This is a genomic window from Peptidiphaga gingivicola (assembly GCF_001652275.1).
GTDB lineage: Bacteria > Actinomycetota > Actinomycetes > Actinomycetales > Actinomycetaceae > Peptidiphaga > Peptidiphaga gingivicola.
Map to the genome: position 1 here is coordinate 1349541 of NZ_LVZK01000001.1, position 25110 is coordinate 1374650.

Annotated in this window: 21 protein-coding genes; 14 read left to right on the plus strand and 7 right to left on the minus strand. The window is 62.1% G+C overall.

The features are described 5' to 3' along the window. Positions 1 to 191: 191 nt before the first annotated feature. From A4H34_RS05640 to A4H34_RS05650, 3 genes are read right to left on the minus strand one after another with little or no spacing between them, the layout of a single operon-like run. A complete protein-coding gene (locus A4H34_RS05640) occupies positions 192 to 1133 on the minus strand; it encodes a hypothetical protein (RefSeq protein WP_064231338.1) in 942 nt (313 codons plus the stop codon). After that, a complete protein-coding gene (locus tag A4H34_RS05645; protein WP_064231339.1) occupies positions 1126 to 1908 on the minus strand; it encodes an ATP-binding cassette domain-containing protein in 783 nt (260 codons plus the stop codon). Before A4H34_RS05645 ends, A4H34_RS05640 begins: the two co-directional genes overlap by 8 nt. Next, positions 1905 to 2315 (minus strand): GntR family transcriptional regulator, encoded by a 411-nt coding sequence (locus A4H34_RS05650; protein WP_064231340.1) that lies wholly within the window; start codon positions 2313 to 2315, stop codon positions 1905 to 1907. The genes A4H34_RS05645 and A4H34_RS05650 overlap by 4 nt, the downstream gene beginning before the upstream one ends. A gap of 348 nt (positions 2316 to 2663) precedes the next feature. Here A4H34_RS05650 and A4H34_RS05655 point away from each other — a divergent pair, with 348 nt between their 5' ends. From A4H34_RS05655 to A4H34_RS05700, 10 genes are all read left to right on the plus strand, one after another. Next, positions 2664 to 3659, plus strand: coding sequence for a Gfo/Idh/MocA family oxidoreductase (locus tag A4H34_RS05655; protein ID WP_009199140.1), 996 nt, complete (start codon positions 2664 to 2666; stop codon positions 3657 to 3659). A gap of 98 nt (positions 3660 to 3757) precedes the next feature. After that, a complete protein-coding gene (locus A4H34_RS05660) occupies positions 3758 to 5461 on the plus strand; it encodes a sodium:solute symporter family protein (RefSeq protein ID WP_064231341.1) in 1704 nt (567 codons plus the stop codon). Positions 5462 to 5473: 12 nt separating this feature from the next. Continuing rightward, entirely contained in the window at positions 5474 to 5914 is a 441-nt protein-coding gene (locus A4H34_RS11250) for a hypothetical protein (protein WP_197480429.1), read from the plus strand. Between the two features lie 589 nt (positions 5915 to 6503). Further along, positions 6504 to 7925: an MFS transporter gene (locus A4H34_RS05670; protein ID WP_231870962.1), complete on the plus strand. Its 1422-nt coding sequence runs from the start codon at positions 6504 to 6506 to the stop codon at positions 7923 to 7925. After that, positions 7915 to 8928 (plus strand): acetyl esterase, encoded by a 1014-nt coding sequence (aes, locus tag A4H34_RS05675; protein WP_064231344.1) that lies wholly within the window; start codon positions 7915 to 7917, stop codon positions 8926 to 8928. Before A4H34_RS05670 ends, aes begins: the two co-directional genes overlap by 11 nt. Positions 8929 to 8930: 2 nt before the next feature. Next, a complete protein-coding gene (gene caiA, locus A4H34_RS05680) occupies positions 8931 to 10064 on the plus strand; it encodes a crotonobetainyl-CoA dehydrogenase (RefSeq protein ID WP_064231345.1) in 1134 nt (377 codons plus the stop codon). Positions 10065 to 10135: 71 nt separating this feature from the next. Next, positions 10136 to 11344: an L-carnitine CoA-transferase gene (caiB, locus tag A4H34_RS05685; RefSeq protein ID WP_009199134.1), complete on the plus strand. Its 1209-nt coding sequence runs from the start codon at positions 10136 to 10138 to the stop codon at positions 11342 to 11344. A gap of 44 nt (positions 11345 to 11388) precedes the next feature. Continuing rightward, positions 11389 to 12915 (plus strand): AMP-binding protein, encoded by a 1527-nt coding sequence (locus A4H34_RS05690; protein ID WP_064231346.1) that lies wholly within the window; start codon positions 11389 to 11391, stop codon positions 12913 to 12915. 12 nt (positions 12916 to 12927) lie between these two features. Next, a complete protein-coding gene (locus A4H34_RS05695; protein ID WP_064231347.1) occupies positions 12928 to 13803 on the plus strand; it encodes a MaoC/PaaZ C-terminal domain-containing protein in 876 nt (291 codons plus the stop codon). Positions 13804 to 14153: 350 nt separating this feature from the next. Then, positions 14154 to 14786, plus strand: coding sequence for an MBL fold metallo-hydrolase (locus tag A4H34_RS05700; protein WP_064231348.1), 633 nt, complete (start codon positions 14154 to 14156; stop codon positions 14784 to 14786). 143 nt (positions 14787 to 14929) lie between these two features. Here the strand turns inward: A4H34_RS05700 and A4H34_RS05705 are convergent, their stop codons facing one another. Then, the gene (locus A4H34_RS05705; protein WP_231870963.1) at positions 14930 to 15565 is read right to left on the minus strand and encodes a TetR/AcrR family transcriptional regulator; all 636 of its coding nucleotides are present in this window, start codon (positions 15563 to 15565) and stop codon (positions 14930 to 14932) included. 379 nt (positions 15566 to 15944) lie between these two features. Between A4H34_RS05705 and A4H34_RS05710 the strand changes: the two genes are divergently transcribed. Genes A4H34_RS05710 through A4H34_RS05725 form a run of 4 tightly spaced genes read left to right on the plus strand, consistent with a single transcriptional unit; the run spans position 15945 to position 19190 of the window. Further along, positions 15945 to 16697 (plus strand): electron transfer flavoprotein subunit beta/FixA family protein, encoded by a 753-nt coding sequence (locus tag A4H34_RS05710; protein ID WP_064231710.1) that lies wholly within the window; start codon positions 15945 to 15947, stop codon positions 16695 to 16697. 23 nt (positions 16698 to 16720) lie between these two features. Continuing rightward, entirely contained in the window at positions 16721 to 17590 is an 870-nt protein-coding gene (locus A4H34_RS05715; protein WP_064231350.1) for an electron transfer flavoprotein subunit alpha/FixB family protein, read from the plus strand. A 5-nt stretch (positions 17591 to 17595) separates the two neighbouring features. Further along, positions 17596 to 18894: an FAD-dependent oxidoreductase gene (locus A4H34_RS05720; RefSeq protein WP_064231351.1), complete on the plus strand. Its 1299-nt coding sequence runs from the start codon at positions 17596 to 17598 to the stop codon at positions 18892 to 18894. Beyond that, a complete protein-coding gene (locus tag A4H34_RS05725; protein ID WP_009199125.1) occupies positions 18894 to 19190 on the plus strand; it encodes a ferredoxin family protein in 297 nt (98 codons plus the stop codon). Before A4H34_RS05720 ends, A4H34_RS05725 begins: the two co-directional genes overlap by 1 nt. Positions 19191 to 19401: 211 nt before the next feature. Here A4H34_RS05725 and A4H34_RS05730 read toward each other — a convergent pair whose 3' ends face one another. The 3 genes from A4H34_RS05730 to A4H34_RS05740 all read right to left on the minus strand — a co-directional run bounded on the left by A4H34_RS05730 (position 19402) and on the right by A4H34_RS05740 (position 25003). Then, positions 19402 to 20100 carry an RCC1 domain-containing protein gene (locus tag A4H34_RS05730; protein ID WP_231870964.1) on the minus strand — a complete coding sequence of 233 codons (699 nt, stop codon included), beginning with the start codon at positions 20098 to 20100 and terminating at the stop codon, positions 19402 to 19404. A 580-nt stretch (positions 20101 to 20680) separates the two neighbouring features. Beyond that, positions 20681 to 22597: a hypothetical protein gene (locus A4H34_RS05735; protein WP_156510271.1), complete on the minus strand. Its 1917-nt coding sequence runs from the start codon at positions 22595 to 22597 to the stop codon at positions 20681 to 20683. A 651-nt stretch (positions 22598 to 23248) separates the two neighbouring features. Further along, positions 23249 to 25003, minus strand: coding sequence for an ABC-ATPase domain-containing protein (locus tag A4H34_RS05740; protein ID WP_064231354.1), 1755 nt, complete (start codon positions 25001 to 25003; stop codon positions 23249 to 23251). Positions 25004 to 25110 lie beyond the last annotated feature (107 nt).

Genomic DNA, 25110 nt, shown 5'->3' on the forward strand with positions numbered 1-25110 from the left:
GAGCCTTGAGGAACCTTGAGCCTTTCTCGATTGCATGCCGTGCAAAAAGAACGCAGCAGATGCGTTGTTGCCCGGCGACGGTCGGCGTGCTCGCCGTCTGCCGGGAGGCCGTGCGTCTGGGAGGCCGTTTCTCGAAAGAGGGGCCGCAGCGCCTCTCGGCGCTGCGGCCCGGCCAGTCGGTGCGCTCGCGGTCAGCGGCGAACCTGGATTCGTCGCACGCACAGCCATGCCACGGCCGCGTAGAAGACGATGGAGGCGAGGTCCGAAAGCACGCTGTAAAGCGGGAAGCCGCTCGCTCCGATGTGTTTGAAGGGCGCCACATATATGAGCGAGCCGTCCGAACCCACCGCCCTGAAGGTCCAGTTCAACGCGCCCCCTGCCGCTGAGACGACGAAGAGGGCTATTCCCACGACATACCCGGGGAAGCGGACGAAGGCCATGAAAATCCCATAGGCGGCTGCATACGCGCCGGCTATGGCGACCGTTGCCGCGAGGGCAAGGAACCAGAGGTTGGCCTCGTAGGTTCCGACCGCGCGGCCGGCGCGCGCTCCCGTCACTTTTATATTGCCGGAGAAGTCGCCGGCGATCAGCCCGTGGACCGCCGCTCCCGCCACGGCAAGCGCACCCGACGCGGCGGTTCCGAGGCCAAATGCCTTTGCGTGGGCGAGGAGGATAGAGCGGCGCGGGAATCCCGAGCTGAGGTAGGTCCGCGTCCTGACGGCGGCATACGCCCCCTGGACCACCGCCCCCACCATCAATGTGGCGAGCAGCACGGCGGTAACGATGACCGCGTATGAAATATTTTCAATTTCCGCGGCGAAGCTGCGGATTCTGTCGAGGTTTTCGGGAGAGATGCCAAGGTCGATTCGCCTTCCGTCGATGACGATCTGGTGCCTGCCGCCGTTTCTAAAAATCAGGTAGTCGTACTTTTCGAGAAAGAAGACGGCTGTCGCAGCGAGGGTGCCCAAGAACAAACCGACCCCGATCGCTATCGACATCATTCGTCCCTGGCGTCTCAAAATTAAGCGATTGACGGCGGTCTTCGCCCTGTCGGCTGCGAGGTTTTCGTCGTTGGCCATGGTCGTCGTGTTCGCGTTGCCGGTCATGGCCTGCGCGTTTGCCTTGTCATTCATGGTCGCGTCCCTTCTGCAAGATTCTGTATGCGGCTGCGGTGTTGGAAGAGAAGGTCATTTTCAGGAGGACGTCGGTCAGATGGGCCAGTTCGCCTCCGTCGGAGTACCTGGATCGGACGTCGTCGGCGTCTCCGCTTTCGACGATCCTCCCGTTGTCCATGAAAATGACCGAGTCGAGGAGGCTCTCGATCTCCTCGATCAGGTGCGAGGACAGAACGAGGGTGCGCGGATGCTTCGTGTAGTCCGCGAGAAGGCTCGTGTAAAAGACTTCCCGGGCGACGGCGTCCATTCCGAGGTGGACCTCGTCGAATATGGTGACCGGGCATCTGGAAGCCAGGCCCAGCAGCGCGTAGAGGCTCGAAAGCTGGCCGCGGGAGAGCCGCGAGGGCTTCTTTTTCACGTCGATGCCGAACGCCTCGATCAACTCGTTCGCGTAGTCGCGGTCCCAGTTGGGGCGCGACGCCTCCCAGAGCTCGAGGGTGCGCCGGGTCTTCTCGTCTTCAAATATGGGGGCCGAATCGCTGACGTAGCAGACGTTTGCCATGAGGCCGGGGTTCTCGTAGACGGGCTGCCCGTTTGCGCGGACGCTTCCGGACGTCGGATAGAGGAGGCCGGCCATGAGCATGGCGAGGGTTGACTTGCCGGAGCCGTTCCTACCGAGGAGGCCGGTGATCGACCCCGGTTCGATTCTGAAAGACGCATGGTCGACGACGTTCTGCGGGTGGCGCTCGTAGTGGAACGTCAGGTCGGCGACGTCGATGCCGAGGGGGTTCATTGCTTCTCCTTTGTGAGTGTGTCCTTTGTGAGTGTGTCCTTTGTGAGTGTGGCGAGGCTGCTTGCCGCCATGTCGAGGATTTCGGGGGATGAAAGGCCCAGAGCGACGCCTTCGGCGAGGGCGGGCGTCAGGGTCTCGTCGGCGTAAGACTTCTGCCCGGACTCTTGCAGGCGCTCGTGCGCCCCCTCGGTGACGAACATGCCGATTCCCCTTCGCTTTTCGACGAGGTTCTCGTCAACGAGGAGCGCGAAGGCCTTGTTCGCCGTTGCAGGGTTGATGCGATAAGTGGTCGCGTATTGCGTTGTTGACATGAGCTGGTCTCCCGCCGCAAGAGCCCCCGTGAGGATGCTTCTGCGGATGTCGTTTGCGATCTGCAGGTAGATGGGATGCGAGTCGGAAAAACGCATTGCCTCAACTTCCTTAGTTCTGCGGTTCATTACATGACTAATTAACCATGGAACTGAAAGGATGTCAAGCCCGATTGAGCAATGTGCCTTGGCTGACCGGTTTTCCGCGAGGGCGCCTCGGCCCGCGAGAGCGCCTCGATCGGCGGCGACGCTCCTTTCTGGCTGCCGACGCTTCGCTTTGCCCTGGCGGTGGGGTAGCCTTGACGAGCGGCCGTCCCGCAAGGATTTCACGCACCTCGCGGGGCGCGGATCTCGCAAGGCGCACCTTGTAGAGCGCAAACTTTGTAGAGCGCAAACTTTGCAAGCCGCGCATCTCGCAACGAAGCGACACAAGCGAAAGGAAAGTCAATGGCCAAGCCTCGCATCGGTTTGCTAGGCGTCGGACGCATCGGAATCATGCATGCGCGAATCCTGGCGCCGAAGGTCGAAAGCCTCGTCGTCGCCGACGTCGTCCCCGAAAAGGCCCAGCGGGCGGCGGACGAACTGGGCGCCCAGGTCCGCTCCGTCGAGGACTTCTTCGATTCGGAAGATCTCGACGGCGTCGTCCTCGCCACGCCTACCGACGCCCACGCGCGCCACATCGAAGCCGCCGTCGGCCTGGGCGCCCCGATCTTCTGCGAAAAACCGGTGGCGCTCGACATCGCTTCGACGGAGAGGGCCAACGCTGCGGCCAAGTCCGCCGGGGTCCCCGTCCACATCGGCTTTCAACGCAGATTCGACGCCGCCTACGCCGCGGCCCGCGAAAGGCTCGCAGCCGGGGAGATCGGGGAGCTGCGGAGGGTCCACATGCACACTCTCGACCAAGCCCCCGCGGCTCGCGAGTTTCTCGCCGCCAGCGGCGGCATCTTCACCGACTGCCTCATCCACGACTTCGACGCCCTTCGGTGGGTCACGGGCCGCGAAGTCGAAGAGGTCTTCGCCTTCGGCACGGATCTGGGGCTGCCCGATTTCGCCGACTTCTCCGACGTGTGCGAAACCGTCCTCGCGCTGCGTTTGACCGGCGGCGCGCTCGCCACCGCGCATTCCTCCCGCTTCAACGGCGCCGGGTACGACGTGCGCATGGAAGTGCACGGCACCGAGGGGACGGACGTCGTCGGCATGGATGAGCGCCTTCCGGTGCGATCGCTCGAACCCGGGGTCGCCTTCCCCTCGGGTGAGCCGTGGGTCGACTTCATCGCCCGCTTCGCCGCCTGCTACGAGCGAGAGCTCGAGGCCTTCCTCGACGTGGTCGCCGGAAAGGCCGAGGTCCCGTCCACGATCGACGACGCCGTCGCCTCCCTTCGCGTTGCCGAGGCCTGCGCGGCCTCGTGCAGGGAAGGCCGCCCGGTCAAGGTCGCGCGTTGAGCCCCGTTTGCTTCCGCGGTCTTCGGCGACGACGCCCTTTTCGCTGCTAACCTTTTCTCTATGCGTTCCACGGCGGCACGCTAGAAGGAGATCGATGAATGGACCTACGGCTCGATGCGACGGCTTTTGACTACTCGTTCGTGGTCGTCTATCTGTTCTTCGTCATCGCCATCGGCGTTGTGACGAAACGCAAGGTCCTCACGAGTGAGGACTACTTCCTCTCAGGGCGCTCGCTGCCCGCGTGGATCTGCGCGCTCGCCTTCCTTTCGGCCAACATCGGAGCAACAGAGCTTATCGGAATGGCGGCCAACGGATCGCAGTATGGCTTGGCGACGGTTCACTATTACTGGATCGGCGCGGTTCCGGCGATGGTTTTCCTCGGGTTGATCATGATGCCCTTCTACTACGGTTCGAAGGTCCGATCCGTCCCCGAGTACCTCCGGCTCCGCTTCGACCGGCCCACCCACGTCTACCAGTCGGCGGTTTTCGCCATAGCGACGATCCTCGTGGCCGGCATCAACCTCTTCGCCCTCGCGCTCCTCATCAACGTCCTCATCGGCTGGCCCCTGTGGGCCTCGATCATCGCCGCGGCCGGCGTCGTGCTCCTCTACACGACGATGGGCGGGCTGACCGCCACGATGTACAACGAGGTGCTGCAGTTCTTCGTCATCGTCGCCTTCCTCATTCCGCTCACCGTGGGCGGGCTCATCAGGGTCGGCGGCATCGACGGCCTTCTCGAGACGATCCGCACCCACGAGCTCCTCGGGGAAAACGGGCTGTCCGTGTGGGGCGGGACGGGGCTCGCCAACACGACCAACCCCTATGGAAACTGGATAGCGCTGCTGCTCGGAATGGGCTTCGTCAACTCCTTCGGATACTGGACCACCAACTTCACCGAGGTTCAGCGGGCCCTTTCGGCGAAAGACATGTCGGCCGCCCAGCGCACGCCGATCATCGCCGCGATCCCGAAGATGCTCCTTCCCGCGATCATCATCATGCCGGGCCTCATCGCCGCGGTTCTCATCCCCGAGCTTTCCAACGGCAAGCTTTCCCACAACGAGGCGCTGCCCGCCCTCATCGGGAAGGTCATGCCCACGGGGCTCGTGGGACTCGCACTCGCGGCGCTCATCGCGGCCTTCATGGCCGGAATGGCGGCAAACGTCTCGTCTTTCAACACGGTTGTGACCTACGACCTGTGGCAAACCTACATCCGCCCGGGCCGCAAAGACACCTACTATCTCCGCGTGGGCCGCAAACTCACGGTGGCCGGCGTCTTCATCGCCATCGGCGCCGCCTTCATCGCGGCGGAGTTCAACAACATCCAGGATTACATCCAGCTCCTGCAATCGATCTTCAGCGCCCCCCTCTTCGCCACCTTCGTCTTGGGCATGTTCTGGAAACGCATGAGCGGGCCGGCCGGGCTGTGGGGCCTCGTCGCCGGAGCCGCGGGCGCGGCAGCCGTGCAGATCGGCTACCAAAACGGCTTCCTGGAGTTCAACTCCCAACAGGCAGCCTCCTTCACGGGGTCGGGGATGGCCTTCGTGTTCGACGTCGCCGTGTCCGTCCTCGTCACCCTTAGAACTTCGCCCAAGCCGGTCGAGGAATTGGACGGGCTCGTGTGGGGCCGCACGAAGATGCCGATCAAGAGAAGCATTCCCGCGCCAGACCTGCACAAGGTTGCGGTCAAGGCCGAGCGCGAGCGCCTGGAAGAGGGGCGCGGACTTGCCTGGTGGGAGAATCCGTGGCCGCTGGGCGCCGCCGTCGTGGCAGTTCTGGTTCTACTCAACATTTTCGTGGGATGACGGAGGGAAACGATGAGCAAGAAACGCTGTCCCCGTTTTTGGCGCATGGCTCTTTTGGATCTGCGCGCCTGGGTCGCCGCGATGTTTTTCACGTTTGGCACGATGCTGGCCCTCTACGGGGTGTTCTTCGCCGACGACGAGGACATGGCCAAGGCAGCCGGGACGAACCTCGACCTGTGGACCGGCGTGGGAATGCTCGCCTTCGCCTTTTCGTTCGTTGTTTGGCTTCTCGCCCGCCCGCCTGAGTTCGAAATCGTCTCCAACGCCGAACGCCTTGCCGGCGCGGCCGAGGGGGCGGCGAATGCGGCTGAAGCAGAAGATAGAGGAGAGGACCCTTCCGGTGCGGCGGCGGAAGCCTCCGACGACGCCAGCGCCGTGAACGACGTTGACGGCCTTTCGGAGGGGGATCCGGCCGCGCAGGGCGAGGCCCAGGATAAAGGCGCCAAAGGCTGAGGCGCCGACTTGCCCAGGAAGCCCGACGGCGTCGGAAGCGCACGAGAGGCCTCCCGCCGCGAACGTGACATAGAACGCGAACGTGACGTAGAAACTGCGTAAAGGCCGTCGATGGGGCAGGCGCAATCTTCGGCGGCCTTTACGCCGCCTTCCCGGCTTTCGCCCTGCGCGTCCGAACGGCGCTTGCGATGCGGCGCCCCCGTTCCGGCGGAGTGTTGAGCGCCGCAGCGGCGCCCTCGTCCCTTGGAGTGGCCGGATGCATCCATGGGACCTTTGGACGAGAAGAATCTGTTCGAATACTGTTACTTTTTCCCTATGGTCTGGCGTGACGCGCTGGCCGATCTGGACACTCAGAGAAGAATTGAGTCCATTTCTGCCGTTCACCGCCCCAAAAGGCGGAAGACCATAAAACAAAAGCCAATTTATGGACGCTCTCCGTCCAAATCGCCTCACATTACCTTCCAGTCGAGCCCAAGCAACGTTTCTTCCGTGATTTACCGATTTTGGGATTCTTGCTTGTTTTTGCGGGTTTTTGGCGTGCCCGGCGCGCTCACGAGGAAGCTCTCCTTCGATGTCGAAAGGGACATTCATGCCTTCTATCACCAGGGGTCTGCGGCGTGCCAGCGACCTGTCCATTTCCCAACGACGCTTCCTTTTGGTGCTCGTTTCCATTGGATCGTCGATCCTCTACACCCCGGCCTATCTGAAGAACATCTTTTACGATCCGCTTAAGGAGGCGATCGGCACATCCAACGCGGGGGTGGGCGAGTTGCTCGGCTACTACGCCATCACCGCGACGATCTGCTACTTCCCGTCGGGCATCGTCGCCGACAAGGTCAGGGTGCGCACGCTGGCGTGGGTCGGATTCACAAGCACGGCGATGCTGACCTACCTCTACGCCATGCTTCCCTCATTTGCCGTCCTCAGGCTCGTCTTCACTGGCATGGGCGTGACGACCATTCTCATTTGGTGGGGCATCCGCTTCAAGCTCGTCAGGCTCATCTCGGAAGAGGACACCTATTCCCGCAACATCGGAATCTCCTACGGGCTCTACGGCGCTGCGGGGCTTGCCGTCGGCCTTTCCAGCATGGGGATCATCAAGTTGATCGTCAGTGTGTTCGGTGGATCGAACACACTCGGGATCCAGGCTCTCCTCTTCTTCCTCGGCACTCTCATTCTCATTCTCGGAATCCTCTCGTTCCTCTACATTCCGAAGTTCGAGGGCGAGATCGATCCGACGAAGAAGTCCTTCGACGTGCGCCTAATTCGCGAGGCGTTGAGGAACCCCGTCGTCTGGATGTCGGCCGCCTGCCTGTTCTGCGTGTACTTCTTCTACACGGGCCTCAACTACACGACCCCGTACCTCACCGCGCTCCTCGCCCCTCGCATCCTCACGGACGTCGTTTCGATCCTCCGCACCTACGGCATCACCCTCGCCTCCGGACCCGTTTTCGGCTTGCTTGCGAAAGCCGTAGGCTCGCCCTCGAAGGTCATCTTCGGCGGATCGCTCGTGTGCGCCGGCGGCATGCTCGTGCTCGCGATTCTTCCGGCCGAGCCGGTCATGATCATACTTGTCGCGATGTTCGCCATTTTGCTTGGATTCATCGCCAACGGCGTCTTCGGAATCGTCTCCTCCCAGTTGACCGAGGGGAAGGTCCCCATCCCGATCTTCGGCACGGCGGCCGGCATTCTTTCGGTCATCGGCTTCCTTCCGGACTCCTTCTCTTCGACGTGGTTCGGAAAAATGATCGACGATCAGGGCAAGGGGGCCTACGCGGAGATCTTCCTGATTCTTACAGGCTTCGCTGTGGCGGGGGCCGCCTTCGCCGTCGTTCTCCTGTGGTACGTCAAGCGCAGGCGGAAGGCGGAGCAAGTCGGTTCGACGCCGTCGGAGCCGACGCCGGTTCCGTCTTACGAGGAAGCCGCCGAGCCGGCAGCCGCGGCGAAGTCGGCATTCGATTCGAAGGAGGACTCGGACAAGGGATCGGCTTGGAGCTCGCATGCCGAATAAACTCAAGGTTCCCGCGATGTGGAGCGAGCAGATGCGCGCCGTCGTCGCCAAGCAGAACGAGCTCGCTGCGGGCGTCTATTCCAGCGGTCAAACCTTCGAGCAGGTGCGCGAGGGGTATCGCAAGGAACGGGTTTTCTGGAACGACGGCGGTCCGGCACCGGCCTCGACGATCGAGGAGGACGTCGCCACCCGGCACGGGCGGGTGCGCGTGCGGATGCATCGCCCCGACGGCGCCGCCGTCCTTCCCGGGATCGTCTTCATCCACGGGGGAGGATGGGTGCTGGGAGACCTCGACACCCACGATCGAATAACCCGGACCCTCGCCGAGAAGACGGGGGCGGCCGTCGTCGCCGTCGATTACACGCTTTCGCCGGAGGCGCGCTTTCCGCGGGCGCTCGAAGAATGCGTCGACGTCGTCTTGGCGCTGAAGGCCGACTCTGACAAATGGGGGTTGGATCCTCGGAAACTCGCCTTGGCGGGCGACTCCGGGGGCGCCGCCCTCTCGCTCGGAACGTTCCTGCACCTGCGCGACGAGGAAAAGGCGGCCGAAGGCATCGCCGCGCTCCTGCTGTTCTACGGAGCCTTCGGGCTGCGCGACTCGATGTCGATGCGGCTGTTCGGAGGCGAATGGGACGGTCTGACGGAAGAGGATTTCGCCTGGTACAAGGGCCTCTATCTGGCCGACGCCGCAGACGAGCGCAACCCCTACGTCGACCTCCTGGCGAACGATCTGACGGGGACGATGCCGCCGTGCTACATCGCCGCGGCCGGGCTCGATCCCCTCAGGGACGATTCGCGCACGCTCGCGGCTATGCTCGCGAGCGCCGGGGGAGACGTGGAGACGGAGGAGTTTCCCGGCGTCATCCACGGCTTCCTGCACCATTCCAGAATGCTCGACGCCGCGAGGGACGCCCTCGCGCACGCGTCGGACTTCTTCCGCTCGCGCGTCGGGAAGACCGCGGCGTCAACTCAACAGACAATCGAGACCACAACTGAGGAGTAGAAATGGATTTCTCATTCACCGAGGAACAGCAGCTGATCGTCGACGGCTTCGCCGACGTCATGAATTCACGCTCATGGGAAAAGTACTTCCATGAGTGCGACGAAACGTCGACCTATCCCCTCGAATGGGTGAAGGCGCTGTGCGACGTAGGATTCGACCGCATCCTCCTTCCCGAGGAGTACGACGGGCTCGGCCTCGACTGGGTCACGCTGGCCGCCGTGTACGAGGTGCTCGGCCGCCTCGGCGGCCCCACGTACATCCTTTACCAGCTGCCCGGCCTCGAAACGGTCGTACGCGAGGGCACCGACGAGCAGCGGGAGAAAATCTTCTCCTATCTCGGCACGGGCGAGCAGGTCCTCAACTACGCGATGACCGAGCCGAGCGCGGGATCGTCCTGGAACGACATGCGCACGACGTACACGCGGCGCGACGGCAAGGTCTACCTCAACGGGCACAAGACGTTCCAGACGTCCGGGATGCGCGTTCCCTACCTGGTGGTAATGGCCCGCAACGCCGACGACATGGACGTCTACACCGAATGGCTCGTCGACATGAGCAAGCCGGGCATTGCAAAGGAACCCCTGCACAAGCTCGGGCTCCGAATGGATTCGTGCGCCGAGGTCTACTTCGACGACGTCGAACTCGAAGAGTCGGACCTCTTCGGCTCGGAAGGCAACGGCTTCATGCGCGGCGTCGCGGATTTCGACCTCGAGCGCTTCCTCGTGGCCCTGACGAACTACGGCCAGGCCTACTGCGCCTTCGAAGACGCCGCCAAGTACGCCAATCAGCGCGTCCAGGGCGGCCAGGCGATCGCGCGCCGCCAGCTCATCCAGTTGAAGTTCGCCGACATGCAGGTGCGCCTGACGAATATGCGCAACATGCTTTTCGAGATCGCGTGGAAGCACGACGTCGGCAAGCTCGGCCGCGGCGACTGCTCAATGGCCAAGTACTACTGTTCGCACGCGGCTTTCGAGGTGGTCGACGACGCCCTCCAGATCCTCGCCGGCGTTGGAATCACCGGCGATCATCGAGTCCAGCGCTTCTTCAGGGATTTGCGCGTGGACAGGATCTCCGGGGGAACCGACGAGATGATGATCCTCACAGCCGGCCGCGCTGCGCTGAAGAACTACCGCTGAGCGGACCCGGGACAGAAAGACAGGCCCAGTCAAAGCAAACAGGCCGAGCACAACAAACAGAGAGGTTAGACATGGAAACGACAAAGCCGTCGTTCGGCCCGCTGGACGACGTCAGAGTCCTCTATTCGGCGGTCGAGATCGCCGCTCCCACCGCGGCAGAGATTATGTCCGAGTGGGGCGCCGACGTCACGTGGATCGAAAACATGTGGACGGGCGACTCGATGCGGGACACCACGTGGACGAAGGAGATGGAGAGGCGCAACCAGCGCTCGATCTCCATGAATCCCTTTACCGACGAAGGCAAGGAGATCCTTTGCCGTTTGGTCAAGGAGGCCGATATCTTCATCGAATCCTCCAAGGGCCCGGCGTTCGCCCGCAAGGGGATCACCGACGAGATGCTGTGGGAGGCCAATCCCTCCCTCGTCATCGTCCACGTTTCGGGGTTCGGCCAGTGGGGCGATCCGGCCGTGGTCAACGCCGCCGCCTACGATCTCACGGTCGCCGCATACGCGGGAATCATCGCGCAAAACGGCACGCCCGAGCAGCCGATGAACATCGCCCCTTATTCGGGCGACTATTTCAACTCGCTCATGATCGTCTCCTCGGCGCTGGCCGCCCTGCACAAGGCCAAGGCAACGGGCAAGGGGGAGAGCATCGATCTGGCGATGTATGAGACGCTCCTGCGCGTCGGCACGTACTACATGATGGATTACCTCAACGCCGGCATAACCTACCCCCGTCCGGGCGCGCGCCATCAGAACCTGTGCGCGATCGGCGAGTATGCCTGCAAAGACGGGTACATCGGTCTGTGCGTCTATGGCGTCGCCCAGAACAAGTATCTTTTGGAGACCATCGGTCTGGGCGATCTGTGGGGGACTCCCGAGTACCCGGAGGACACGTCCGCGCTGTGGCTGGACGGGCCCAAAGCGGATCTCATCCAGCGCAAGCTCGAAGAGTACCTTGCTGGCCAGCTCAAGGCCGACGTTCAAAAGGACTTCGTGGAGCATCGAATCGCCGCCCAAGCGGTCAACGAGTTCGAGGACATCGTGGCCGAGGACCATGTGGCCCGGCGCGAGTGCTTCATCGAGTGGGAGAACGCCGAGGGCGCGCCTGTCAAGGGGCTCAACACGTTCCCGAAGTTCGCCAACAACCCCGGAGGCTTTTGGCGTCCGATGCCGCCTCTCGGCTATGACACCCGCGACGTGCTGACCCGGGCGGGGTTCACGCCGGAGGACCTGGCGCGGTTCGAGGAATCGGGCGCCGTCAGGTTTGGAGACTGAGGCGAGGCTGGGCGGGCGCTTCGGCACCCGCCCGCGAGGGTGAGATGAATACGCGAGAATACCCCAGTGTGCGCGACCTCTGGGAGGAGAGGGCGGCGCTTTGGGCCGACCGGGAGTTCCTCGTCCACGAGGACCCGGACACGTCCAAGGTCGAGCGATACACATACGCTCGCATGGACCGTGAAATGAAGGCTGCCGCCTCAATGTTCGCCTCTCTCGGCGTCGAGGCGGGCGACCGGGTCGGCCTGCACATGTGCAATCGGCCCGAGTTCGTCGAGTGCTTCCTTGCGTTGGCGGCGATCGGCGCCGTCGTCGTGCCGATCGGCCCTGCAAGCACGGCGGCCGAATGCGCCCTCGTCGTCGAGGAGTGCGGCATCCGCGTGCTCGTCAGCGAGTTTCCGGAGGACTCCTGGCGCCTGGAGGGCGTCGCCGTCGTCTGCCTCGACGACGGAAGCTACGAGGCGATGAAAGCCGATCGGGCGGGGGCGCCCCCTCCGAGGCCCGAGGTCAGGCCGGGCGACCTGTTGGAGATCATGTACACTTCGGGCACGACGTCGCGCCCGAAGGGAGTGATGTTCACGCATGCCAACGCGGTGTTCTCGGGGAAGTACGTCGCTTGGGAGCTTTCGCTCAGCGAAGCCGACAGGTATCTGACGACGATGTCCGTCACGCACGTCAACCTCCAGCTCTCGGCCTTCATGCCCGCCGTTTACACCGGGGCCGCCCTCGTTCTCGTGCGCCGATACTCGGCGAGCAGGATGTGGTCGCAGGTGCGCAGGCACAGGGCGACCGTGATTCAGGCGATGGCCATGATCGTCAAAACGCTCATGGCCCAGCCCGTCGCTTCGGGCGAACGCGACCACAGCGTGAGGGCCGTCCACTATTTCCTTCCCCTTCCCAAAGGGACCAAGGAGGCATTCGAGGAACGCTACGGGGTGCGGCTGCTCAACAACTACGGCTCGTCCGAAACCCTCGTCGGCGTCGTCACCGACCTTCCCGACGGGCGGTCCAAGTGGCCGTCCATCGGCTTGGCCGGTCCGGGCTACGACGTCAGGATCGCGGGGGAAAACGGTTCCGCGCTGCCGCCCGGCGAGTGCGGGGAGATACAGGTGCGCGGGCAGGCCGGCGTCTCCCTCATGGCCGGATACTGGCGGGACGAGGAGGCCACACGGGCGGCGTTCACGGCAGACGGCTGGTTTCGCACGGGAGACTGCGGGTACGCCGACGCCGAGGGCTGGCTCTACTTCGTCGACCGCATGGGCGACATCGTCAAGCGTGCGGGCGAGAACATTTCGGCCTGCGAGGTGGAGGTCGCCATTCTCGAGCATCCCGACGTCGCCGACGTCGCGGTGCTGGGCATCTCCGATTCCATCAGGGACGAGGCGGTCAAAGCGGTCGTCGTCCCCAAGCCGGGGCGTCGGCTGACCGCCGAGGACGTGCAGGACTTCCTCTCGTTGCGTCTGTCGTTCTTCAAAATCCCCTCCGTCATCGAGTTCCGCGACGGGCTGCCGCGCGGAGAGTACGGAAAAGTCCTGAAAAACCAACTCAAAACACAGAAGTCAACAATATAGAAAGGCAATCCCATGGCTATCAACACTGACATGGTCGGCCAGACATTCGGTCCGTTCGTCCGCGACTACGCCTTCCGCGACCTCGAGTTGTTCGCGCTCGGCTGCGGCGCGGGAATAGACGGCAAGAACGGCCTGGAGTACCTCAACGAGCACGACGAGCGCGATCCGAAGCTCAAGGTTCTTCCGATGTTCGGCGCGATGCTCATCGTCGATTCCGAGGTGACCCGGACCATCGACTACGGGTACAACTACGCGGGCTCGCTGCACTGGGGCTTCGACATTCGCTTCCATCGGCCCATCGTGAAGATGTCCGACCGCCTGGAGACGAAGGTCAAGCTTGAAGGCCTCTACGATCGCGGCGAGGGAAGGGGTCTGCTCGCCCAACACATTGGCGACACCTACGATTCCGAGGGAAATCTGCTGTTCACCAACGAATCTTGGGACTGCCTCATCTACGACGGCGGCTGGGGCGGCCCCAAACCGCCGAAGGACATCGTCGACATGCCCGATCGGCCCGCCGACGTTGAGACAACCGAGACAATCCCCGAGAACCAGGCGCTCATCTACCGCCTCTCCGGCGACTACCACCCCCAGCACATCGACTGGGAGTATGCCGCGGCAAACGGGGAACCGCGCCCGATTCTCCACGCCATCAGCTACGCGGGGGTCGTCATGCGCCACGCCATCGACGCCTTCGTGCCAGGCGAGCCCGAGCGCATCACGCGTTTCAAGACGCGCATCACCTCGCCGGTCCATCCCGGATCGACGCTCACGACGCGCTTGTGGAAGGTCGCCGACGGCGAACTCCGCTTCGCCCTCGTCGACGCCGACGTCGATGAGACCGACACCAAGCCCCATCTGAACTGGGGAATCATCGAGTACAAGTAAAGCTCGGGCGCAGGCAAAGCCGAAAGGCGTGCGGGAATTGAGGCTCCCGCACGCCTTTCGGCCGGCCCCAGGTTGAAGAACGTTGAGATAGCAACGATAAGCTGTTACCGCACGCTTTTCGGCCGGCCCTGCTCGATGGAAGGATCTGGGCGTTGCGCTTGAGTGCAGGGCGTTCGGCTAGAATGCAGGGCGTCAGGCTGGAACGCGGAACGCCCGCTTAGAACGAACGGCATTTGCTTAGAACGCATGCCGATTCGGCTGAATCCGCGGTTTGCCGGGTCTCTGACAGCATCGTTTTAAAACGAGAGCACGGTTCTGGAAAGGGCGCGGTTCGAGAAAGGGAAGCTGCTATGAAGGTCGATTCCGTCGTCGTCGGAAGCTATCACGCCAACTGCTACGTTCTGCGCGAAGGGACGGCGACGATCGTCGTCGACCCAGGAGACGAACCCGCCGAAGTGCTCGGCCTCATCGATTCTGCGGACGACGTCGGCTCGACGGGCGACGTGCAGATCGTCGCCTCCCACTGCCACTGCGACCACATCGGCGCCGTCAACGAGGTGGCCGGGGCATATGGCGCCTCCTTCGCCGTCGGGCGCGAGGACGGGCACGCCGTGGCCGACCCCCATCTTTCGGGCTTCGACGAAGAGGGGCGCGACTATCGGGTCGAAAAAGTCGATCGGCTGTTAGACGACGGCGACGAGATCGCCCTTGGCCCCTACCGCTTCCGGGTCATATCGACGCCCGGCCACACTCCGGGGTCCATTTGCCTCTACTGCGCCGAACTCAATCTCATGTTCACCGGCGACACCCTCTTTGCCAACGGGATCGGGCGCACGGACTTCATTCGAGGCGACGCCGAGGCGATGCGCCGAACCTGCTCCAGGCTCGGAACGTATCCCGACTCTACGATCCTCCTTCCCGGACACGGTCCCTCGACGCGACTGGGCGTCGAAAAGGCGCGAAACCCTCTGCTGCGCGCATAAAAGAAACCCTCTGCTGCGCAAAACCAGCCGGGGCGGCTCCTTCCGTCAAAGCGGCCTTCCGCCCGTCCACGCGATCAGAGCGACGAATCGGCGCCGTCTGCCTGTGATTTTCTCTTGCGCGCCCGTGTGTTAGGAGACGTGCGTCAGGACACCGAGCGCAGGGCCTGCAGAGGCAAAGCGTCGAGCTGGTCGTTGACTAGGTTTTCCACGTATTCGGGAATTTCGCCGAGGAAACAATCGATGTTCTCCGGCATGAGCGAAAAGGCGCGCATGAGCACTGAGCCTTCGATGGCGTCGAGAAGACGTGTGACGGACGTCCCCTCCGGAAGAAGGCCGGCCGATTTGAACTCCCACAGGCGCGTGCGGATTGCGGCGATCGGGTCTTGATACGTATGGAGGTAAGCGGCGCGGACCACGGGATTGACTTCGCAGGCCATCTCGACGAACAGGCGTCTGACCGCCTGCGCATGTTCGCCGAGGTACAGCCGCATTCGATATTCGGCCTCGTTGGACAACACTTCTCGCGCACTGTCGCCGACCGGCCCGGGCGCGGCCACTACGGTCCGGAAAGCCTCGAGGAACAGTTCCTCGACGTTGGCCCACCTCGTGTACATCGACGACTTGCCGACGCCGGCGGCCTTGGCCACCTTCGTCATGTTGAAGCCGTGCCATCCGGCGTCGCCGTACAGAGCCAGGGCGGCTTTGAGTATCTTGCCGTCGGCTTCGACGTTGCGAGGCCGCCCTACGGGGCCGCGTTGGACTGCATGAATATCGACCACGAAATCTCCTCGTCGTTCGTTTGGGCAAAGACCCGCGGCTGCGTTGACAACGTCGATTATACGCAATGGACCTGGGAATTTGGAGAGACGGCTCACAGACGCGTGGGTGTGCAAGTCTTTGGTCCTCATTGCAGAAGGAGCAGCAGGGTAACATTGACTTCAATCGAACAATTACTGTGTCCGCAGAGGTATGAAAGTTGGAAAAGACCTTTTTTCGGACGCAGAAAGTCCGAAATCGGCTTCCGGGGTTGTCCGCGGGGCGTCGCAGCGCGCAATGTGGGAAACTGATGGAGCCGAAGACGCGTTTCATCGAAACGCAATCGCTTTCCACAGGGCAGTGGTGCAGCCAGGCCCTCAACAAAACAAGAGAGAGGCTTCAATGACCGTAGTTGTCGCTTACAAGTACGCGGCCAATCCACAGGATGCGTCGGTCGGCGCCGACGGCGTCGTCGATTGGTCGCGGGCCAAGTCCGCCGTTTCCGAGTACGATCCCGTGGCAATCCAGCTGGGTCGCAACCTCGCGGACGCCGAGGGCGTCGAGCTCGTCGGCGTCACCGTCGGCAAGAGCGACGTGGCCGGATCGATGGCCAAGAAGAACGCCATGTCGAAGGGATTCGACAGGGGAGTCGTCGTCGCCGACGACGCGACCGCGGGATGGAACGCCACGAAGGTCGCTTCGGCGTTGGCGGAGCTCGTCAAATCCGTCGAAGGAGCGGACATTCTGCTCGCCGGCGATTCTTCGATCGACGAGGGCGCGAAGATCGTGCCGGCCCTCGTTGCCGGGTTCCTCGGATGGCCGGCCTTCCAGGGCGTCTCGGCAGTCGCCAAGACCGCCGACGGGTATGAGATTACGCAGAACGTTCCCGGTGGGAGCCGCACGATCGCCGTTTCCGGCCCCGTCGTCGTCTCAGCTTCCTCGGACGCCGTCGCCCCCAAGGTTCCGTCCATGAAGGACATCCTCGCCGCCGGCAAGAAGCCCGTGGAGAAGGTCGAGGTTCCTTCCGTCGACGTCGAAGTCGCCGTCGTCGGCCGTTCGAAGCCCGAGCGCAAGGCTCGCAAGAACAAGATTTTCGAGGGCGCGGACGCTCCCGCCCAGCTCGTTGCCGCCCTGCGTGCCGACGGCGTGCTCTGAGAGTTGAAAGGACAAAGACAACAATGGCAAACACCTGGATCATCGCGGTCGACCCGCAGATTGCCGCTCTCGTCGAGCACGGGCGGGCGGTCGGCGGCTCAGTCACGGCAGTGACCGTCGGCGGCACGCCCGTCGCCGGAGTCGACAAGGTCATCGACGTGGCGCTGCCCGAAGGCGTTCCCGCCGAGGCCGCTGCGCCCGCGGTCGCGGCGGCCGTCGCGGCCGAGGCCGGCGACGTCGTCCTCGCCGCCAACAAGCCCGCCGAGCGGGTCCTCGCCGGCGCCGTCGCGGCCAAGCTGAACGCCGCGTTCCTTCCCGGCCTCAAGTCGGTCAAGGCCGGCGCAGCCGAGCTTTCGCGTTACGGCGGCCTTTCTTTTGAAAACGTCACCTTTGACTCGCCCGTCGTCGCGGTTCTCGACGGCGGCGCGGAGGCCGAGGGCGAGCCTGTGGCCGCAGAGACGACGGAAGGCTCGGTCTACGACGCCAAGGTCACCGGCCAAGAGAAGACGGAAGTCGTCGCGGTCAATCTGGGGGCGGCCAAGCGCGTCGTCTCAGCGGGACGCGGCTTCAAAGCGAAGGAAGACCTCAAGCTGGCCGAGGAACTCGCAGCCGCAATCGGCGCCGAGCTCGCGTGCTCCCGTCCCCTCGCCGAAGGCGCGGATTGGATGGCCGTCGACCGCTACATCGGCGTCTCCGGCCAGATCGTCTCGCCCGAGCTCTACATCGCCGTCGGCATCTCCGGCCAGATCCAGCACACGGTGGGCATGAGCGATTCGAAGGTCGTCGTGGCCGTCAACAGCGATTCGAAGGCGCCTATGTTCGCGGGAGCCGATTACGGAATCGTCGGCGATCTCTACGAGGTTCTTCCGGCGCTGACGGAGGCTGCTAAGTAGGAATCATGACCGAAGAGAACTACGATTTCGACGTCATCGTCGTCGGCGGGGGAGTGGCGGGTTCCGTCTGCGCCTACCTGCTAGCGAAGAAAGGGCGCGAAGTCCTCCTTGTCGAGAGGGGAATGGAGCCGGGGTCCAAGAACCTGTCGGGCGGCGTCTTTTACTGTCGCGTCATGCAGGAGGTGTTCCCGAACTTCATTGAGGAAGCCCCGATCGAACGGCGCATCACCCGCAATTGTTTGAGCTTCCTCAACCCGACTAACTTCGTGAACGTCGACTACTGGGACTCGCGGCTGGCCGAGCCGGTCAACGCCGTCACGGTCTTGCGGGCGAAGTTCGATCCGTGGCTCGCGGAGCAGGCGGAGGAGGCGGGCGTGACAATCATGCCCGGCGTCAAGGTCGACGGGATCATTCGCGAGGGCGGGCGGTTCGTCGGCATCCGGGCCGGCGAGGACGAGCTGAGGGCCCGCGTCGTCGTCGCGGCCGACGGCGTCAACTCCTTCATCTCCCAAGACGCGGGGATCCGCGGGAAGGAACCGTTGGAGAACCTGGCGGTGGGCGTGAAGTCCGTGATTCACCTCGGCGAGGACGAGGTGAAGAAGCGCTTCAACCTCGTCGGCGACGAAGGAGCGGCTTACGCCGTCGTCGGAGACTGCACCGAGGGCGTGGCTGGCGGCGGATTCATGTACACGAACAAGGAATCCGTCTCCATCGGCATCGTCGCACGGCTGGACGATCTGACGAAGAAGGGCAAGTCCTCTTCGGATCTGCACGATCATTTCCTCTCGCACCCGGCGATCGCGTCGTTCCTGGAGGGCGGTGAGCTCCTCGAGTACGGCTGCCATCTTGTGGCCGAGGGCGGGGAGAAGATGCAGCACGATCTGGTCCGCAACGGGCTCGTTGTGATCGGAGACGCCGCCGGCTTCACCCTCAACACCGGCTTCACGGTTCGGGGGATGGACCTTGCAGCCGGTTCTGCCGTCGCCGCCGCCACGGCCGTCGATCACGCGCTGGAAACCGGGGACTGCAGCCGTGTGGGGTTGGAACGATACATCGCCGAGTATAAGAAGTCCTTCGTAGGCAAGGACATGGCGACGTACGCCAAGGCGCCCGACTTCCTCGAGAACGATGAAATGTACGGCGATCTCGGATTGATGCTGGCGGACGTGCTGTACGGCGTGTACAACCTCGATCTGACGCCCCGCAAGCACATCCTTCCAACCGCATTGTCTGCTTTCAAGGCATCTGGTTTGAAGATTCGACGGATGGCCAAGATTGGCTTCCAGGCAGTGAGGTTTCTGTAATGTCTGATTTTTTCGAAGGCAGCGTTCCCGCCCGCCTGGGCAAGAACGTCTATGAAGTCGACGAAGGCAATTCGCATATCGAGGTCAACCAGGAGATAGCGAAGGCCACCGGGGCCGGCAAAGTGTTGGTCAAGGTGTGTCCCGCCCACGTCTACTCCGAGGAACCCGACGGCACGATCTCCGTGGAGTTCGCCGCCTGCCTCGAATGCGGAACGTGCCGCGCCGTTGCGGCTCCGGGACTGCTCAAGTGGCACTACCCCGAGGGCTCAATGGGCGTAATGTTCCGTGAGGGCTGACCAGGAGAGCGAGTGCTGACGAGAACGGGCGGGCGGAGCAATCCGCCCGCCCGTTTTTAACCGTTGAAAAAGTGCGAATCGACGCTCTCGGGTGCGGGATCGGTTGGGGACGGGAGTCCTCGTTGCGGGGAGGCTGTCGGCGTCCCTGCGTGTCGGGGATCGTTTTGTCTTCCGGTTTTGTCGCCTTTCAGCTTTTAGGCCTTGCTGCCCCTCACTCTTGTGCTATTTGGACGGTTTGTTTGTCGGTGTTGAGGCAGTAGGCGGCTCCGGTGGCGGTGACCCAGCAGTCGATGCCGTGGGGGTGGCCGGAGATGGCGACGACGCGTCCGCGGGCGTCCAGGGCCGTGAGCACAGCGGGAATGGATCGTGTGGCGGGGTTGTAGGGGCCGGGCTCGACGTAGACGAGCCGGCCGGCGGCGGTCAGGGCGATCTGTCCCGACATGTCCGTGATTGCCGTGCCTGTGGCCAGGCGGACCGGGCCGGGGGCGTAGGCGTCGCCGGGGGCGCGGATGCCTCCCCAGCAATAGACCGAGGAGTCGTCCAGGGCCGCGCAGGATGTGGCGGTGCGCCGGTCGAAGAGTTTGACCGCCGGGCGCGGCAGGGGGACTTTGACGACTGGGTGGGGCGCGTGGCGGCCGATGTCGGCCGCCACGCCGAGTTCGCCGCGGCGGTTGGTTCCCCAGCAGTAGACCGATCCGGATGCGCCTCGGGCGCAGCTCGACCCTTCGGAGGCGGTGACCTGGTCGACTGTCTCGGGCAAGGCCACCGGGCGCGAGTCTTCCGGGTAGACGTCGCCGGGCGGAGAGCCGACCTCCCCGGTGCTCTGGGCGTAGGAATTGCCTGCCCAACACCGCACCTGCCCCTCGACAACCGCACACAGATGATCCCCCGCACCGGCAACGTCTGTCACTGCCTCCGGTGAGAAAATATAGGACAAGTGATTGTAATCCGCGTCTCTGCGGAGCTGTCGCCTGTCGTTGAAACCGCCGCACTTGAGAGCGTCAACCTTGTCGGTTGTGCAGATGTTGTAATCCGTGTAAAAAACAGCTTTAACCTTTTTGTCTAAAGGCTCCAAAGGAACAATGTTTCCAAGGCTGCGGTGATTGCCCTTTTTAAGATTGGGGAAAAAGCAGTAGACCTCTTGGCCTTTTGTTTTCAGACAAAGGTGATGTCTGCCTACCGACACCGATGCAAAGTCACTCCGATACGTGTTGAGAGGGGCCAGCTCGGGTGAGGCGCTCCTCGTTGAAGACGCCACAATGCACGCCACGAGGGCAAACGCTCGAAAGAAACGCTTGACGATCAAAAACTTACGGCTGGGCTGTTGGCTCACAGATCTACTCCCTTTGACAGTCTTCATTGGCCAATCATCTCGTTTTCGGTGTCTCGACGTTTTAAAGGGACACAACATTGTTTTGCGCCGTTCGGCGCGCCGGTCAAGTGAACCGATAGCCGAAACAGAGTTGGAACGGCTCGCTTTGCGGGGCGCATTAAGGCCTCCAACCTGTTTTCACGAAGTTAATGTACTGTTGCACGCGGGCGTCGTCCCCTGTGACGACACCAGTTTTGGGGTTGATTCCAACCAACCAGTTGCCCTGCTCGTCCATAAAACGTCGATTGCTGTCGGTTACTTTTCTATTGAACTCGATGGCTTGATTCTTATAGCTAGTGTCGTTTTCGTTGACTATTATGCGAGTCATTGTTTTGACTTCTGCATTGTCGACATTGGAACTCAATCTCGTTCTCCTTCTTAGGAGCCTTTCACATACTTTAATTTCATCTTCGTTGCTTTCTGACGAGGCGGGTCCATTGCCGCCCAGTTTCGCGTCTGCGAGCATGCCCCCTATCTGGTCTTCAGGGAAAGAGCCTGCTCCTTGGGCTATAATTTGCAAGCTTATAGTGTTTAAATCGCTTAGCGATCCGTCCTCCGTCATGTACAAGTCTGCAGCAAGTGATTCCGTGTCAATCGTATTGAATATGTTGATATACTTAGTTTTAATTATTTTTATTTCATATTTAATATCTTCTGAGGATGAAGATCCTTTATTCTCTCGATAAGCTGCTTCTAAGTTCTTTTCAAATCCCCTCTTCAAAGAGTCTACGAGCGTCGACTTCGCTTTCTTGCTGAAAGCTATGTCTTTGAAGAAGTCGGAGTCCGCTTTATGCATGGACATTACTAGGTTCTGAGTCAGCGCTAAATGGTAGTCGCCTTTCTTTCCTGAGCTTCCTGCTGTGGCGCCCGCGACTCCCGTCGGACCACTTATTTCGTCGGCGAGGTCTGATCCGTATTCCTTGAGAATGTCTCCGGATTTCTCTCTCAGGCCACGATTGAAGTAGCCAAAACGATCCTGCCCCTCGTACTCGGCGTCCGATTGAGACAGCCCATCGGTGTAGCCTTGCAGAAACTCTCGAACTACATACGGCGACTGCGGTTGGTGGGTGTCCGAACTCGCTTCGTCGATGATCTCACCGAGAGCATTCCCATAGTCCAAGTAGAACATTTCGTTTTCACTTTGATATGGAAGAAGGCGTCTATGTCCAACAAGGTAACGGACTAAGCTCGTTGGTTGATCGACAGTGTTTTTTACAGCAAACGGCGCTTCCGTCGCCAAAAAAGTGCGTGAGGCTGCGGCATTGCCGCCCATCCCGACTAACATGTTTTGAATTGGATCCCACGTTTTTGTCAGCGGAGGGCGGTATTCCACATTTGGAGGGGCAAACGGGCCGGGATGCTTGTAGTCCCAGCTGACGATGTCATCCGCTATCGCGTGTTTTCCGTTGAGAAAAGCATCTCCCAATCCTAAGTGCGCACAGCTTTTCGCAGCGTCGGCTATCATGCCGCTGATGAGATAATACCCGGGTTTTCCGGCCCCCTTGGCAGATGCCTCTTTCCCGTTCCAATAGCTCGGGCCTAACTCGTTCAAGCCGTCCAGGTACCTCGCTCTTTGTTGTTTCAACGATGTGTCGAAGTCGTATTTGATCCCGTCGAGTCCGGCGTTCCAGGCATTCCAAAGATTGCGGCCATCCGCGTCAAGGCTGTTTCGAAGGCCTCCGGTGGTGAGTATGAGAGAGCTTCCAAGGATGGCGCGCACCTCTCTGGCGGAGTCCTCAGAGAAGTGATTGGTTGTGCTGGCAAGCGACGCCAGTCTCAGAGTGTTGTTCGCGCCTAATGTCAGCCCAAACGCATTGGCGAAGAAAGGATCCTTGGCCATTCTTTCGCCGTATGCAGTCTTGAAATACTCGAGGTCCCTTTGTCCGATCTTGCTTTTCAGGCGACCGTTGGTTGCCATGAAGACTTGGGTTGCCTTTTTGGCGTCGGCTCTGGCGGAGTCCCAACGGGCCTGAGCGGAAACGTCCCCGCTATGACCGAGAGCGCGTGGACCGGAGAGGTCTCGTTTGGTTGACATGGCGCAAGCCGATCCGCGGGTCGACGACGTCCCGGCAGAGCCGGTTTGACGGCTTTCAGACGACGCGCATCCCGAGACGGCGACGAACAAGGACAGCAAGAAAGCCACAAGTGACCTGCTGTTTCTGAGAGGTTTTCGCGAGTTCATGAGAGTTTCCCACCAGGCGCTGAAACGCGGAGCTTCTCGGACTCTAGCCGTTCTTGCTTGGCCCGTTCACGCACTGCGCGACTTGAAGAACGCTCTGGTGCGAGGTTGTTGCAAAGCCGAGTTGCCCCGATTCCCGCCCTTACGCGGTCAAAACTGAGGTCGCCCATGTGCGCTTCCTTTCAGAAGTTTGACGTGATACGCAAACCTTAGCACTGCATGAACGCTCTCGCGGGATGTTTCAACATGTGAGCCGCCAGCTCAGGCGGCCTTCCGGAGCTGCGCAAAAGTGGAGCGGCATATTAGAAAGGGATCCAACGTCCCTACGGAATCGGGCATGGTTGACTCATCAAACATGATTGACTGCGGCCGCCCGTTTCAGACAGCGGCTTGGAGGCGGTTCGGGGTCGGAAAAACAGCGGTGCCCCAGCCGTTGGGCGGGGCACCGCGTCGATAGGATTCGCTTCAGCCAGAGCACAGGGCTGTCTCCGACTGGGCGAGACTGCGTCAGTCGGAGAGCTTGAGCCCGCGGAAGCGGTTAAGCGCCGCTCCGGCGTCGACCCTTCGAGGCCGCACGAGGAAGGCAGGATACTCGCGCGCTCCGAAACGCCTCAAAGTGTCCAGCCCGCCGCTCGTGAGCATGCGCTCTACCTGATCGAGAGCTTCGCCGACGGTGAGTTCTCCGTAGCAGACGTGCTCGAGCATGCCCCGCACGATCCAGGCGATCGCTTCGCTTTGGCCGCTCTCGACGATCTGTTCGACGTCGGCAAGGCTGATCGTCTGGTTGTCCAGGATGATGCCGTCCGTCCCGGCCGCCTTCGTTTTCGGACGGTCGCTTTGCACATTTTCGGGAAGCGGACAGCGCTTGGACTCGGAAATGGGCCAAGGCTCGTCCGTTCGTTTGCGCGGCTGCTCTTCGACCACCTCGCGCGCCCTGTCCGTCACGTCGTAGCACTTATAGGTGTCGAGCATGATGACCCTGTCCGCTGCGTCCAGATAATCTCCGGTCCCGCCCGTGATGATGAGGGTCGAGACTCCGCCGGTGTCGGCAAGCGCGCGAATGCGATCGACCAGGGGAGTGATGGGCTCGGATTCCACGAGCGTGCGCATGCGAGAGTCTCGCATGAGGAGGTTGGACGCCGAAGAGTCTTCGTCGATGAGCAGCAGGCGTGTGCCGAGCTCGATGGCCTCCATGATCGAGGCCGCTTGGGAGGTTGAGCCGGAGGCGTTCTCGGTGGTGAAGCGAGCGGTGTCCGCGCCGCCGGGAAGCTCGGTGATGAGCGGGGAGACGTCGACGCCGGTGACGGCGCGCCCGTCGGCCGCCCGAACCTTCACCGCGTCGTCGACGGTCGCAACCAATTCGCGCCCGTCGCCGGGGATGTGGGCGTAGACGCCGCGCTGAAGGGCGTTGAGCAACGTAGATTTGCCGTGGTAGCCGCCGCCGACGATGACCGTCACACCCGGTTCGATCGCCATTCCCTTGACGAGGCCGGCGTGGGGGAGGGTGACCTCGCGGCGCAGCGATTCAGGCGACTCGAAAGCGACGGCGTCCTCCATCGGGAGCTGAGAAACGCCGGAAAGGCGGGCCAACATCGACCCGTCGGCCACGAAGGCCATCCACCCGTTGTCGGCCAAAGCCTTCTGCAGCGCGTGGTAATCCTCGTAAGTGTGGACGTGGGCGCGCATCGCCTCCAGATCGTCCGCGGCTTCAGAGGACGTGAAGTCGAGGGTATTGACGATGGCGTCGGGCACGTCGCGATCGAAAATCTCGGCTGCAGTGCGCCCCAAGATCATCCTGCCTCGCGCGGGCATCTGCACCTGAAATCGCAGCTCGATTCGGTCTGCGGACACTGAGCAAGCTGAACGCTCGAGTATCTCCTGGCCGGTTCTGGCGATCTGCACGGCGCCGCGGCCGTGGCTCTGAATCTCGCGGTCAAAGGTCCTGATGAGGAAGTCGGCGACTGCAATGCGCTGCTCGCGCGTCTCAATGAGGCTCGTGGGAAGCCCCATCTTTTCCGGTGTCGACTGAACTCTCAGAAGCGACGGCGGCGCAAACGGGTCGGCCTGGATCCGGTCGATCATGACCTGGAAAGTGCCGTAGTCCCAATCTCCGATGACGGTCTTGTATGCACCGTATGTCTTGCCATCGAGTTGTTCCAAGGAGCTGAGAAGATCCGCGTCGGTTCCGGTGCGACGAGCGGGCGGCTCGTCGTAACGGCGAGTATTTGGACGAGGACGTTGGAAATCCGAGCGAGAGCGCATAAAACCTAGCTTAAGCTACTAAACCTTTAGACGGTTACGACGATGGGATTAGAAAACCAATCCCTGGATGAATACGCCGCCATCTTACGGGAAGAACTCACCACGTT